General features: G+C 43.6%; 10 protein-coding genes. 2 read left to right on the top strand and 8 right to left on the bottom strand.

The genetic code is table 11. From position 1 onward, the window contains the following. Positions 1-6 precede the first annotated feature (6 nt). The 3 genes from thrC to glgX form a co-directional block, all read right to left on the bottom strand. The gene (thrC, locus tag PGZ10_RS02805) at positions 7-1,497 is read right to left on the bottom strand and encodes a threonine synthase (RefSeq protein WP_117555736.1); all 1,491 of its coding nucleotides are present in this window, start codon (positions 1,495-1,497) and stop codon (positions 7-9) included. 105 nt (positions 1,498-1,602) lie between these two features. Continuing rightward, a complete protein-coding gene (locus PGZ10_RS02800; RefSeq protein WP_270205347.1) occupies positions 1,603-3,921 on the bottom strand; it encodes a VaFE repeat-containing surface-anchored protein in 2,319 nt (772 codons plus the stop codon). A 96-nt stretch (positions 3,922-4,017) separates the two neighbouring features. Next, positions 4,018-6,102, bottom strand: a complete 2,085-nt coding sequence (gene glgX / locus PGZ10_RS02795) for a glycogen debranching protein GlgX (protein WP_270205346.1) — start codon at positions 6,100-6,102, stop codon at positions 4,018-4,020. A 123-nt stretch (positions 6,103-6,225) separates the two neighbouring features. Here glgX and PGZ10_RS02790 point away from each other — a divergent pair, with 123 nt between their 5' ends. After that, on the top strand, positions 6,226-7,122 hold the full coding sequence (locus PGZ10_RS02790; protein ID WP_008371868.1) for a putative ABC transporter permease: 897 nt from the start codon (positions 6,226-6,228) through the stop codon (positions 7,120-7,122). A 105-nt stretch (positions 7,123-7,227) separates the two neighbouring features. Here the strand turns inward: PGZ10_RS02790 and PGZ10_RS02785 are convergent, their stop codons facing one another. The 5 genes from PGZ10_RS02785 to pth all read right to left on the bottom strand — a co-directional run bounded on the left by PGZ10_RS02785 (position 7,228) and on the right by pth (position 14,073). Beyond that, complete coding sequence (locus PGZ10_RS02785) at positions 7,228-8,061, bottom strand: PHP domain-containing protein (RefSeq protein ID WP_117555728.1); 834 nt, start codon at positions 8,059-8,061, stop codon at positions 7,228-7,230. Positions 8,062-8,213: 152 nt separating this feature from the next. Then, positions 8,214-8,927 (bottom strand): hypothetical protein, encoded by a 714-nt coding sequence (locus PGZ10_RS02780; RefSeq protein ID WP_173686710.1) that lies wholly within the window; start codon positions 8,925-8,927, stop codon positions 8,214-8,216. Positions 8,928-8,973: 46 nt separating this feature from the next. Beyond that, complete coding sequence (locus tag PGZ10_RS02775; RefSeq protein WP_270205345.1) at positions 8,974-10,017, bottom strand: peptidyl-prolyl cis-trans isomerase; 1,044 nt, start codon at positions 10,015-10,017, stop codon at positions 8,974-8,976. Positions 10,018-10,130: 113 nt separating this feature from the next. Next, positions 10,131-13,481: a transcription-repair coupling factor gene (gene mfd, locus PGZ10_RS02770; RefSeq protein WP_270205344.1), complete on the bottom strand. Its 3,351-nt coding sequence runs from the start codon at positions 13,479-13,481 to the stop codon at positions 10,131-10,133. Between the two features lie 16 nt (positions 13,482-13,497). Then, on the bottom strand, positions 13,498-14,073 hold the full coding sequence (gene pth / locus PGZ10_RS02765) for an aminoacyl-tRNA hydrolase (protein ID WP_195251599.1): 576 nt from the start codon (positions 14,071-14,073) through the stop codon (positions 13,498-13,500). Between the two features lie 151 nt (positions 14,074-14,224). Here pth and PGZ10_RS02760 point away from each other — a divergent pair, with 151 nt between their 5' ends. Further along, on the top strand, positions 14,225-14,656 hold the full coding sequence (locus tag PGZ10_RS02760) for an FMN-binding protein (protein WP_055246492.1): 432 nt from the start codon (positions 14,225-14,227) through the stop codon (positions 14,654-14,656). The last annotated feature ends 22 nt before the right edge of the window (positions 14,657-14,678 follow it).

Raw genomic sequence — 14,678 nt, 5'->3', positions numbered from 1 at the left:
TCCTGTCTATTTTACGCCAAGAATATTCTTAACGGTCTGCTCCATCTGATCCACATCACATTCCGTATTGTGACGGATCTCGGCATTCATGATCTCTTTGATGGCATTCGGAATCTCTGTACCGGATACTTTCTGAAGCTCCTCGATCAGTTTGAAATCATCCTGTCCTTTATACTTCGGATCGATCGCTGACATAACGCTTCCTGCAAATTTGTATGGACTTGCTGTGGATGCTATTACTGTCTTTCTGTCATCTTTACTGTCTTCTCTGTAAGCTTTATACACCGTTGCAGCTACCGCCGTATGGGTATCCATTACATAACCGGTATCTTCGTATATATCATGGATTGTCTTTGCGACCTGCTCTTCTGTCGCATATCCTGCCGCAAAATCAGCCAGGTTTGCTTTCATCTCACCTGTAATCGCGTAACTTCCCTTTGTCTTCAGCTCAGTCATAAGATCCGTATCTTTTCTTGCATCTTCTCCTGAGATCTTGTAGATCAGACGCTCTAAGTTGCTGGAGATCAGAATATCCATGGACGGAGATGTTGTAAGAACAAATTCACGGTTACGGTCATAAGTTCCTGTCTGGAAAAAGTCATAGAGAACTTTGTTCTCATTGGATGCACAGATCAGCTTTGCAATCGGGATTCCCATATTCTTTGCGTAGTATGCAGCCAGAATATTTCCAAAGTTACCGGTCGGTACAACTACATTGATCTCTTCATCTTCCGCAATCTCTTCATTCTGAAGAAGCTTCGCATAAGCATATACATAATATACAACCTGCGGAACCAGACGTCCGATATTGATGGAGTTGGCAGATGAGAACTGGTAGCCTGCTTCATTTAACTCTTTTTCCAGCTCTTTGTTCTCGAACATTGCCTTCACACCGCTCTGTGCGTTGTCAAAGTTACCGTGGATCGCAACAACAGAAGTATTGTCTCCTTTCTGTGTTACCATCTGCAGCTCCTGTACTCGGCTGACTCCGTTCTTCGGATAGAATACGATGATCTTGGTTCCTTCTACATCTGCAAATCCTGCAAGTGCAGCTTTTCCTGTATCCCCGGATGTTGCAGTCAGAATGACAATCTCATTCTTCACCTGATTCTTCTTTGCAGAAGTAGTCAGAAGGTGCGGAAGAATGGAAAGTGCCATATCTTTGAATGCGATCGTTGCTCCGTGGAACAGTTCCAGATAATAAGCATCCTCCACCTTCGCAAGCGGTGCAATCTCTTCGGTATCAAACTTACTGTCGTAAGCCTTTGCGATACAGCTCTTCAGCTCTTCTTCTGTAAAGTCTGTCAGGAATTCCTTCATAACTGTATATGCGATTTCCTGATAGGTCATCTCTTTGAGCTCACCAAGCGACACCGGAAGCTTCGGAATCGAAACCGGTACAAATAATCCGCCGTCATCTGCCAGCCCTTTTAAGATTGCCTGGGAAGCTGTTACTGTCTTTTCTGCATCTCTTGTACTCTTATAAAGTAAATTCATGGTTCTCCACCCTTCTTATTCTTTCTGATTCACTTCAGCAATCTGCTAAAGTATTTTCCTATTTAGCGATTATAGCATAAGAACCTTTCAAGTGCAATGCCATCCTTATCTGCGTTTCCACTTTCGTCCACACATCCGGCTCAGAAGAAAACACAGGAGCAGTGCCCCGGTCAGAATAACACCGATCAGAAATATCAGAATCTTTACATAAGATCCATCTCCGGTTGCAACCGTCTTTGCTTTCTCAGTTTCCTTTGGCTTTTCCGGACTTTCCGGTTTTTCCTCTTCTGCCGGCTTTTCCTTTTTATAGGTTACACTCTGTCCTTCGTCCTCCAGATCTGCGTGCGCTGCAACCAGCTTTTCCTCCAGATACACTTCCTCAAATACAACAACCTGTTCTCCTTTAAGCTTCGTTGCATCAAACGTAAATTCCATCTGAATTTCTCCGAAATCTGTATCCGGGATCAGCTTTTTCTCTGCGGTCACTTCTTTTCCATCCTGAAGAACCGGCTTTTTGGTCTCCTTATCCATTAATGTGCCTTTAACTACATATTCTTTTCCAATCTCCAGATTTTTCCATTTTACCTGATCTATGACCGTTACCTGTTCTGTCCGTTTCCCGTTATGCGTTCCCGTTTCCCGGTCAGATGCTCTTGTCCCGATCTCCGGTACGGGATGTTCATCATTTGTCAGTGTCCCCAGATCAATTACTCGCATTTCCTTTGTTACTTCCACCTCAAACGCAGGAATCAGCATCCGGTCTTCATTATTTTTACAAGACAGTTCTTCCACCAGATACGTTCCGTAAGGAAGCGCTCCTCTTGTATTATCCGGAGTTCCTTCCCCAAACCAGATCCCATCTTCACTTGTCTTCCCCTCATTCGTGTTGACGGTATGTGGATTCCAGTACGCACCGGTCGAAGCCTCCCCGTTTTTGTCCGTCAGGATCACATGGCTCTCCCCAGTTGCCTGCGATGTGATCCGAAATGGGATATCCGCCAGTCTTTTCAAAGTTTTATCTGCCGCTTTCACCAGCTTTAAGTCCCCACGGATGAGCTTTTCCTTTATTTCCACTGGATTCCATATTTTCAGGGCTTTATAGCTTCCATTTTGCTCCGTTCCAGTCCTGATACAATGTGTAACGGTGTCCACCAGATACCCTTCCGGCGCATGCATCTCCCATACCGTAATCGTTCCAAGCGGAAGCTCGTTATTTTCAAAAAACGGATCCCCGCTGATCAGGTGCGCCTCATCCATCCGGACCACACCATCCGCATCCGACTTCAGCTTCCAACTCCTGAGCGGCACCTTCACACCGATCTCATTTTGATTGTCAAAAATGCTATCAAAAAATGCCACATGAAATTCTGCTCCCGCAAGAGAAAGTCCTGCCTGCGCCTGCCCTTTCCCTGTTTCCGCATCCTGCTTCCGGATCAGGATTTCCACCTTTGTCTTTTCCGGTTCATCCTGACACTCATAGGTCACGGTCTGTCCGGCATTCACCGTGATCTGCCGCAGCTTTGTGTCCAGTACATAACCTTTCGGTGCTTTAGTCTCTTTGATGTCATAGGAACCCTCCGGCAGATTTTCTGCCTTCCCGTATCCTTTCTTGTCTGTCCGGATTACGCAGACTGCCTCGGATGTCCCACTTTTACAGACGGTATACTCTGCCCCTTCCAGTGAGTAGAGCTGATTATCAGCCGTAATCTCTGACCTTGCAGAGCTCTTCATGATCTCCAGGCTTCCGTTATGGGTTGTCTTAAAAAGATATATCGTTGATCTGGATTTTGCCACAAGCTGTGAAATCTGATTGCCACTCGACGGGATAGATGCCGAATGCCAGAACCGGTTATCGTTGCTATTATCTCCCCAGAAAAATCCGATATGGCAGTCTGCATCTTCTTCCTCCCAGGAAACCGGCTCAAAATAGATCACATCTCCTTTTTGCGCTTTTCCGCCCGCAAGCAGCTCCTCAATGGTGTTGTAATGATAGGATTCCACGGCATTGTCTGTCATCCAATGAAACCAGTTGCTCGCATTGACCTTGCCGCCACGGAGACTTCCTTTGTCAATTCCTGACAGATCCGCTCCACATTTTTCCAGAACATAAGCGACAAACCCGGTACAGTTCATTGCCCCATTTCCACCGTAGGCTCCGTTCGGACGCATGCAGTTCTCTGCTGTCAGAGGATATCCGCTGTAAGGCGTTCCCAGATAATAACCGTCCTTTTCGTGGTTTTTTAACTCCTCAAGCACTTTTCCCGGCTCTGCTCCTAATTTTTCATCAAGTTTTACAATCGTTTCTTTCTTTGCGATTCTCTCTGCTGAGTTTGCAGATACGACAGGCATACTGCTGCCCGACAATGATACTACCGCCAGAATCACACTTAGTATTCCGGCAAAATGATTCTTTATATATTTCATAAAAGTTTCTCCTTCTGCCTTTTCAGGTCAGAAAAGAGAATATAAAAGACGAGTACCCTTACTATAAAGGAAGAGTACCCGCTTGTCAATAGTATTTTATTGTTGATCTGCCTCCAGAACGATCACACTTCTCGGTCCCACAAGAATTCTTTCCTCCGAAATCCGTACCGGATTCTGATAAATTTCCTGCTTTTTATCTCCAGTATTTGCCGCCACATGCCAACTATATCCGCCCGGAAGTTGTGGAAGTTCTACCCAGACACCTTCCCAGTATGGATTCATCAGAAGATACACACAGTCTTCTTTTGCCATTTTATTATCATATCCGGCAAACATGACTGCCGCCGTCCGGATCTCCGGTCTGGAAAAATCCAGTTTCCACGGCACTTCACCGTGAAAGCTGATCTCCGGAAATCCAAGACTGCTCGCCCCTGCATCTCCTGTGATCGACGGATGCCGTTTCCGAAATGCCGTCATATAAGCACAAAAATCAAATACATCCTGAAACTTTTCTTTTCTTGTCCAGTCCAGCCAGGAAATCTCGTTATCCTGACAGTAGGCATTATTATTCCCGAACTGAGTATTGCCAAACTCATCACCTGCAAGGAACATCGGTGTCCCTCTGCTGCAAAGCAGGACCGCAAAAGCATTTTTCATCATCCGGTGGCGCAGTTCAACAACCATAACCTGATCGGTGTCCCCCTCTGCCCCACAGTTCCAGCTCCGGTTATCGTCACTTCCATCAAGATTTCCCCATCCATTAGCCTCATTATGCTTCTGGTTATACGAATAAAGATCATACAGGGTAAATCCATCATGGCAGGTCAGGAAATTCACAGAAGCATGTTTTCCGCGGATTCTGGTATCATAGATGTCCGGAGAACCGGCAATTCTCTGAAGCGCTGCTCCTGCTGCCCAAAGTCCCCCTTTTAAATATTCCCGCACGTCATCCCGGTATCTTCCGTTCCATTCTGACCATCTGCGGAATGCCGGAAAACTTCCGACCTGATAAAGTCCGCCGGCATCCCACGCCTCCGCGATCAGCTTTGTGTCTGCAAGCAGCGAATCATAGGCAAGATTCTTTACGAGTGGTGGATTTTCCATCGGTGACCCATCCTCATTTCTTCCCAGGATCGAGGCAAGATCAAACCGGAAGCCGTCCACCCGGTACTCTGCCACCCAGTATCGCAGACAATCCTGGATCATTTTGATCACCACCGGATGATTACAATTCACAGTATTTCCACAGCCACTGAAATTATAATATTTTCCATCGGGTGTCAACATATAATAAATCTGATTGTCAAATCCTTTAAACGAAATAAACGGTCCGCATTCATTTCCTTCTGCCGTATGGTTAAACACCACATCCAGGATTACTTCAATCTGGTTATCATGCAGTTCCCGGATCAGTTCTTTTAATTCTACTCCTTCCCGGTTGTATTCCGTTGATGCTGCATAGCTCGTATTCGGCGCAAAAAAGCTGACTGTATTATACCCCCAGTAATCAATCAGTTTCTTTCCATCAACCTCACGGCTCCCCTGCAGTTCATCAAATTCAAAGATCGGCATTAGCTCCACCGCATTAATCCCCAGTGTTTTCAGATAAGGAATTTTTTCTTTGATTCCGGCAAAGGTTCCAGGATGACGGACACTTTTGTCCATCTTCGTGAATCCCCTGACATGCATCTCATAGATGGTCAGTTTTTCCATCGGGATCTTATCCGGCTTTTCACTGCCCCAGAAGAAATTATTCCGGACTACTCTGGCACGATATCCCCCTGTATTTAGTGCTTTTCCCCATACACTCTGTCCGGTAACTGCCTTTGCATACGGATCCAGTAAAATATGCTTTTTATCAAACAGCAGACCTTCCTTTGGTTTCCACGGTCCGTCCAGCCTGTACGCATATTCAAATTCTTCAATATCCAGTCCGAATACCATCATGGAAAATACATCCCCGATCCGGCAGTTTTCCGGGAATGGGATCACCGCATAAGGTTCCGGTTCCTTTCTGTGAAACAGAAGAAGTTCACATGTCACAGCCCCTTTTGAATGCACTGTAAAATTAACTGCCGACTGAAATGCAGTCGCACCCTCATCACGATACAGTCCGGGACAGATTTCAAATCCATTTACATTTTCTGTCGGAACCCATCTTGGCATCATTTCTTCCAGCATTTTACCAGCTCCTTCCATGTCATGTTTTCAGTATAGCACATTTTTCCGTTTACACATCTTTCCTTTCTGTATATAATATAAAGGATTACATATTTTTTTGCAGCAGACTCAAGGAGGTTTTTTATGACTGCACAGCATCTATATTATTTATTTCAGTGCTTCTTTATATATGCCTTTTTAGGCTGGTGTACAGAAGTTGCGTTTGCCGCTTTTAAAGAACGTCGTTTTGTCAACCGTGGATTCTTAAATGGCCCGATCTGTCCGGTATACGGTTTCGGCGTGGTTGCAGTCATTCATTTTCTGACACCGCTTCGTTCCAACCTGCTCCTGCTATATCTCGGAAGTGCTATTCTTGTTACTGCAATCGAATGGCTGACCGGGTTCATTCTCGAAAAGGTTTTCCATAACAAATGGTGGGATTATTCTAATATGCCGCTCAATCTGAATGGATATGTGTGCCTTTTGTTTTCTCTGATCTGGGGAGTGTTCTGTGTTTTCATCGTAGATGTATTCCATCCACTGATTGACACACTGCTCTCACACATTCCTTTCCTTGTCGGTATCATTCTTGTATGTATTCTGGTGATTGCCGGACTTGCCGATCTCTATGTAACAGCATCCGGTATCCTTAAGCTCAACAAACGTCTTGAAAAAATGCAGGCCATTGCAGACGAACTTCATCAGATTTCCGACAAGCTTGGTGAATCAATCTACAAGCGTACCATTACAGCTATGGAAAAACAGGAAGAGTTCAAAGATACTGTATCTGAGAAGCAGGAAGAATTTAAATCTGCTATTTCCGAAAAACAGGAAGCAATTTCAGACACCCTTGCCGATGTTTCTGACGAAGTAAAAGAACGGATTGCTCTTCTTCGCAGAAGCTACCTGGAAAATGTCAAAGCAACTTCTCATATGCAGAAGCGTATCATGAAAGCTTTCCCGAAAATGCAGAGCCGCAACTACAAAGAATCCTTTGAAGATCTTAGAAACAAACTGAAGGAAATGTCTCTCAAAAAATAACAGGTTGTAAAAAATCCATCTGGTTTTCTTTTAAAAAAAGAAATCAGATGGATTTTTTATCTTTAAAATTATGATGTGAGTATCAAAAGTAAATTTTGCCACTCACTAATGTTTCCTCTTGATCTTGTCCAGATACGGAATCTCGATTGGATCGATTGCATCAAGTGGCTGTTCTTTATTGATCTTCTTTTTGCGTGTGTGCTTTTTCAGAAGTGCACCACCCCGGTTATAAAACCAGAAAGAAAAGATCAGAAGTTTATTGAATTTTCCAATTTTGTCTTTTGTCGTCTTCGTGTAATACTCCCCACCGGACTGGATCTCTCCTTTTTCCCTGATCTGCCGGATCAGATCCAGCTCTGTCTCAATCCGTACCGGAAATTCCGTATACCCCATGCCGACGCAGTCCAGCTTATGCGCATCACTTCCTCCGGTTCCCGGTTTTCCATATTTTTCAGCAAGATACTTCGCCCCTTCATTGGACTGTGGTGGCTCACATGCATTGAAAGTCTCTATAAAATCAAATTTTTCAATCAACTCCGGAGATTTCTGCCATCTTTTCGTATTCGTAAAACTCAGATACTTTTCCCCACACGGATGTGCCGGTCCACAGATTCCTCCATTGTGATGCACAAAATCAATCAGCAGCGAAAGCGGAAGCCCTCTCAGCTCCAGAAGGCGCATCTTTACTCCCTGTGGCATAATGATCAGAATGTGCCCCGCATCCAGTGTATCATACTCTATTCCTTTCAATACGACAAAATCTTTGTATTTTCTCCCTTTGATCGTATTCTTCCAGTGCCGATATCCATTATAGGTGTCATGATCTGTAACCAGCATTCCGCCAATGCCTTTAGACTGCAGCTTTTTAATAAATTCTTCAATCGGCACTTTGCTGTCAATTGATCCTTCTCTTACATGACAATGCATATCTATCTTCATATTTTCATCTCCAGATCTTATATCGTTGATACTATTTTTATTATACCTCTTTTTTTATAACGCTGCAAGAAATACCGGTTTCTTCCAGCCATTCCTGATCAGATACAAAAGAGGATGTATCACATTCTGATACATCCTCTCATCCATCTTATCTATTCTTCATCCTCGTCATCATCATCATCATCCAGATCGATCAGCATGGTTCTTGCCATCTCTATTTCTTCTTCTTTTGATGTTTCTTTCTTGATCGCATTTGCTCTTCGAACCTGCTTCTTGTTAATCTCACTTGACTTCATGATAAACTGAATCACGATTCCGATAAATGTAATCCCAATCGAAATGATCCACATGAAAATCACATTTTTCAGACCTGCCAGATCATAGATCATCATTCCTGCTCCAAAACCGCCTGCTAATGCCGTCGCAATAATCACAAACGGTTCAAACCAGATCATCGCAAGGATTGCGAAAATCAGTCCGACTGCTCCGCAGACTGCCAGCATGATCCAGTTTCCCGCATTTGTAATCGCAAGCACTGTGCCAGCCATTCCCAGAAAGCATACCCAGAAAGCTCCGAATTTCTTAAATACACTGTTCAGTATTGCAAAAACCAAACCCGCAACTCCGGCTGCGATCAGTACCGGAACAACTTCCAGTCCCATAAGATATGTCACGGCAAATCCAAGCAATGCCCCTGCAACAAATCCAATCACTGCATTCCAGACACGGATCAGCTTCAAACCTAAAATTCCAATGAAAACTGATATAACAATTGATACCGCCGAAACAATCACGGCTTCTTTTCCTGCTATAAATACCGCACTGTTTCCCATGATATCCTTCAATACTATACCTATTGATTCCATCCTAATCTCTCCTCCTGTCGTACTTTCCTGTTGTTAAGTCAGACGCTTATTTTGATGAAGAGTCTGAAGATGTATCTGTATCTTCGGTCGTGCTCTTAACCGTTACGCCCTGATCAGCAAAACTGATCGTATTCCATACTTTTTTATGTACTTTAATATCCGTTTTCTTTTTCCATTTCTTACAAATTGACTGATACTGGTCACTCTTTCTCTGTGATACAATGGACTCTTTCTTGGTATCCGTTGCATCACGGTCAAGAAGGCTGACTACTTTTGCAACATAATAGCCATTGTCTGCTTCGATCACGTCTGTTACTTCGCCTTCTTTTAACTTATCAGCAGCTTTGATCAGATCTTCGTTTGGCGATGTCGTATCCGAGTCAAATGTCAGATCGGTGGCTGATGCACCTACTGCTGTTGCAAATACAGAAAAATCTTCTGCCGAAGCCGCATCTTTCTGGAAATCTTCTGCTTTCTTTTTCACTTCTGCTTTTTCGTCATCTGACATATCTGTCGATTTTCCATCACTGCCCGTTGTCTTTGTAGAGAACAGCACATACTGCATTTTCTTCTGTGCTGCTTCCTCATCGGATACATTCGTATCTACATCCGCAGTCATGGCAGTTTCCATCTTCTTCTGAAGTGTCAGAAGTTCCAGTACTTTCTTTACCGTCTTTTCATCGCCCGATACTGCATCTTTTGCAGAACTGTCATTGCTGTCAGTAAATTTCTTCGCAGCATCCTCGATGCTTTTTTCCTCATCATCACTTAGCGAAACTTTATAATCATCCTTGTGCTCATCCAGAATATACATTTCTTCCAGAGAATCCATGATTGAATCCTTATAATTCTCTTCGTAAGTCTTTCCGTCTGTAACTTCTTTTCCCCAAAAATCATCTCCCAGATAACTGCTATATGTTGTTTCAAACTGCGCCTGCTGATATCTTGCAAAAAAGTTCGCCACATCTGCAGTCACTTTCTCATCTCCGACTTCTACCACTGTATCCTGTCCGTTAAACTTGCTTCCACATCCGTTTAAAGATGCAATGCAGGCAACTGCCAGTATACAGGCAACCACTCTTTTTTTCATTTATAAAATTTCCTCCTTGATCTTCTCTCCATTGTACACACTTCTTCACTATGCACTCGTATAGTATATCTTTTTTTTACCTTACTGGCAATCTTTTTCATAAAAAATACACATTATTCTTCGACAAGTCCCTGTATATCTTCGACAATTTTTCCTACATTTTCAAGAATGTGCTCTGCTTTTTCTTTTTTATTTTTCCGAAGTTTACAATAAATAAAATATGGATTTTCTGCATCTGTCTTAAATGTCAGTTCTCCCTTATATTTTGCCAGCAGTTCCGGAATCTTTGCTACATTTACCCTTGCCTTCTCATACATGGTAAATTTGTATTCATCGCCTTTTTGCTCTACCGAAATTACATAAGCCGCATGTGCTTTCGCCTTCAGCTGCGCGATCATCAGAAGCTGCTGCACCTTGCGTGGCGGATCGCCGAAACGGTCAATCAGTTCTTCTAGCATATCTTCCTGTTCTTCTTCTGTCTCAATTGCTGCGATCCGTTTATAGATATCCAGTTTCTGATACTCATTCGGAATATAAGATGCCGGAATATAAGCATCAATATTCAGATCCACGGTTGTCGCATAGGTTTCTTCCGGGATCTCTCCCTTCAGGTGACGGACTGCCTCACTTAACATCTTACAGTAAAGATCGTATCCCACTGCATCCATATGTCCATGCTGTTCCTCCCCAAGCAGGTTTCCTGCCCCACGGATTTCCAGATCCCGCATGGCGATTTTTACACCAGATCCAAGATCTGTAAACTCACGAATTGCCGAAAGACGTTTTTCTGCAACCTCCCGGAGCATTTTGTCTCTTCTGTACAAAAGAAATGCATATGCCATACGGTTCGATCTTCCAACTCTTCCACGTAGCTGATAAAGCTGGGAGAGCCCCATCCGATCTGCATCATGGATGATCATGGTATTGGCATTGGAAATGTCAAGACCGGTCTCGATGATCGTCGTCGATACCAGAACATCAATTTCTCCATTGATGAAATCGTACATAATATCTTCTAACTTGTGTTCCCGCATCTGCCCGTGTGCATATGCCACATTTGCATCCGGCACAAGTTTCTGGATCTTCGCTGCCATTTCAGCTATATCCTGGACACGGTTATAGACATAGTACACCTGTCCCTGGCGGGAAATTTCTCTTTCGATTGCCTCCCGGACCATCTCATCATTCTCCTCCATCACATAGGTCTGGATCGGCATCCGGTCAACTGGTGCTTCTTCCAGCACACTCATGTCACGGATCCCGATCAGACTCATATGAAGCGTTCGGGGAATCGGTGTTGCCGTAAGTGTCAGAACATCAATATTTTCCTTCAGCTTTTTGATCTTTTCTTTATGCTGTACTCCAAAACGCTGTTCCTCATCAATGATCAGAAGTCCCAGATCTTTAAATGCCACATCCTTACTCAATACCCGGTGGGTTCCGATGATGATATCAACCTGTCCCTTTTTCAAATCTTCGATCGTTTTTTTCTGTTGTGCAGGTGTGCGGAAACGGCATAACAGATCCACCCTTACCGGAAATTCTTTCATCCGTTGCACAAAAGTGTTGTAATGCTGCTGTGCAAGAATCGTAGTAGGGACCAGATAGACAACCTGCTTGTTCTCCTGCACTGCCTTGAATGCTGCCCGGATTGCAATCTCTGTCTTTCCAAATCCCACATCCCCACAGATCAGACGATCCATGATCTTTGGACTTTCCATATCCCGTTTTGTTGCCTCGATTGCAAGCTGTTGATCCTCCGTTTCCTCAAACGGAAACATTTCTTCAAATTCTTTCTGCCAGACCGTGTCCTTTTCATAGACAAATCCTTCTTTGGACTGCCGTACTGCATAGAGTTCCACCAGATCTTTGGCGATCTGCCAGACTGCTGTCTTTACCTTGCTCTTCGTGCGATGCCATTCCTGTCCTCCAAGTTTGTTAAGTTTCGGCTTTTTAGCATCTGCACTGGCATACTTCTGGATCTGGTCAAGCTGTGTGGCAAGAATATAAAGATTTCCACCATCAGCATACGAAATCTTCATATAATCCTTTGTCACCTTATCAACTTCTATCTTTTCAATTCCCCGGTAGATTCCAAGTCCATGATTCTCATGCACTACATAGTCTCCCGGTTTCAGATCCGAAAAGCTGCTTATTTTCTGTCCATCATAACTTTTTCGTTTCTTTTTCTTCTTTGTCTTGCCAAAAATATCTGACTCAGATATGACAATAAATTTAATCATCGGGTACTCGTATCCGACTTCTATATGCCCGTAGCATACCATGATCTCCCCTGGATTCACTTCACGTTCCTGATCCTCACTGTAAAAACTGCTCAGATCATAATCACGTAGATCCTCTGCCAGACGTTTTGCCCTTGTTCTGGACCCAGAAATCAGAACCGCCCGGTATCCGTTCCTTTTCAGTCTTTTGAGATCCTGTGTCAGCATCTCAAAGCTGCTATTATACGGGTTAACGCTTTTTGCCTGGATCCCAAACCGCTTTTTCACAAAAAATGGCTTACATTTCATTTCCAGAGCACACATCCCGATCATACAGAATTTGTTCAGAAATTTTATAATTTCATCAGTCGTAAAAAATTCCGGAGCTTCTTCCATTTCCCCGGTCCTTTCCATTTCTTCTGCACGGTTCTCTCTCGCTTTTTCCACTTCATTTTCTGCCAGACGCCCTTTTTCCAGAAGCCTTGCTGGTTCATCCAGGAACACCAGTGTGTCCTTCGGATCAAAGTAGTTGATAAAAGAAACTTTCCGGTCACTTCCCAGTCTGTCATCTGCCGGATAAATAACGATCTGTTCCAGATTCTCTACAGATCTCTGGCTGTCCACGTCAAAAGTCCGTATTGAATCCACTTCATCTCCCCAGAATTCAATACGGATCGGCAATTCCTCGGTAAGTGGGTAAATATCAATGATTCCACCACGAACTGCAAACTGCCCCGGACCATCCACCTGGGCTTCCCTGTCATATCCAAGTTTTATGATCTTCTCCTTCAGCGATTCAAATTCCAGCGCCTCCCCATTGGAAATGGTCAGAATGTCCCCTTTTATTTCTGCTTCCGATGGCAGTTCATCCATGAATCCGTCAATCGTTGTAATGACCGTAACCTGGCTTTTTGCCTCCATCATCATCTGCAAGGTTTCCATCCGCTGTTTGACCAGCTGTTTTCCGTGGATATCTGCCTGATAAAAAAGGAGATCCTTTGCCGGATAATAGCTGGTATTTTCATTTAAAAAACGATATTCTTCGTATAATTTTTTTGCTTTATCTTCACTGGAAAGAACGATCAATGTATGCCCATAACCTTTTCCAAGCGCATACATCAAATGCGTTTTCTGTGATGTCACACACCCGGAAAGAAGCAGCATGCCCGGTTCCCGTCCACGCTCTTCACAGATTTCTTCAATCTCTGCCAGTTCAGATAAAGGAGCCGTAAGTGCATGCATCGCTTTTTGCCTCCTCTTATTCTTTCTTTTTCTGGTTATATTCGTTCATTGCCTGATCGATTGCTCCCTGCATGATCAGAGCAGAAGCTTCACAGGCAAGATCATATCCTTCTTCCATAAGTACACGGTCCTCTTTGGAAAATTTTCCAAGAACATAATCAGCAAGATCATATCCTTTCGGTTTTTCTCCCACACCTACCTTGATCCGTGGAAACACACTGGTTCCAAGATTGGCAATGATATTTTTGATTCCGTTATGTCCACCGGCACTTCCTTTTCTGCGGATCCTGAGTTGTCCGACTTCCAGACTGATATCATCATAAATTACAAGAAGTTCTTCTTCCGGATCGATCTTGTAATATTCCACCAGACTACGGATACTCTCTCCACTCAGGTTCATATAAGTCTGCGGCTTCACAAGAAGCACTTTCTGTCCCTCGATCACTCCTTTTCCGATGAGGGCACGGTGTTTTTTAGTATCGACTGCTATCTGGTATTTCTCCGCCAGGCGGTCCACCACATCAAATCCAACATTATGTCTTGTCCCCTGATACTTTTCATCCGGGTTTCCAAGTCCTGCAATTATAAACATTCTATTCACCTCTGCTTTTTCTCTTTCCTGATTCTACTAAATCCTTTCTCTTTTGTCACGCATTTCTCATGCATAAACTATTTTTTCTTTTCATATAGTTTATTAAGCGGCATAACCTGCCGAAATTCCATACTGCCTAAGGAGGTTCTTTATGAATTCCAAAACAAAAATCATCGTACTTCACATGAAAGAAATTATCTATACTGTTATTTTTGCCACTTTAGGTATTCTCATCCTCTGCCTTTTATTCTTTATGTTCTCCGGAGACCGGCATTCCTCTGTATCCGACAAAAAATATACTCCCGGCGTTTATACCTCTTCTTTTACACTCGGAAATGAAGATCTGGAACTGGAAGTTTCTGTCTCTGACACCTCTATCAATTCCATCCGCATTTCCAATCTAAGTGAGACGGTAACTGCCATGTATCCTCTTCTTCAGCCATCTCTTGAGAATCTGGCTGACCAGATCTGTAAATCCCAGTCCCTTGATCATCTTACACTTTCAAGTGACAGTCCCTATACTTCTCAGCTTCTTCTCAACACCATCCGTGATGCGCTCAAAAAAGCTGCGGCAACCAACTGATGCCGCAGCTCTTTTCCTTTTA

This window comes from Coprococcus sp. AF102-57 (assembly GCF_027686195.1).
Taxonomy (GTDB): Bacteria; Bacillota; Clostridia; order Lachnospirales; family Lachnospiraceae; genus Allocoprococcus; species Allocoprococcus comes.
The sequence above is the reverse complement of the archived record's forward strand: the minus strand, read 5'-3'. Positions and strand labels throughout refer to the sequence as shown.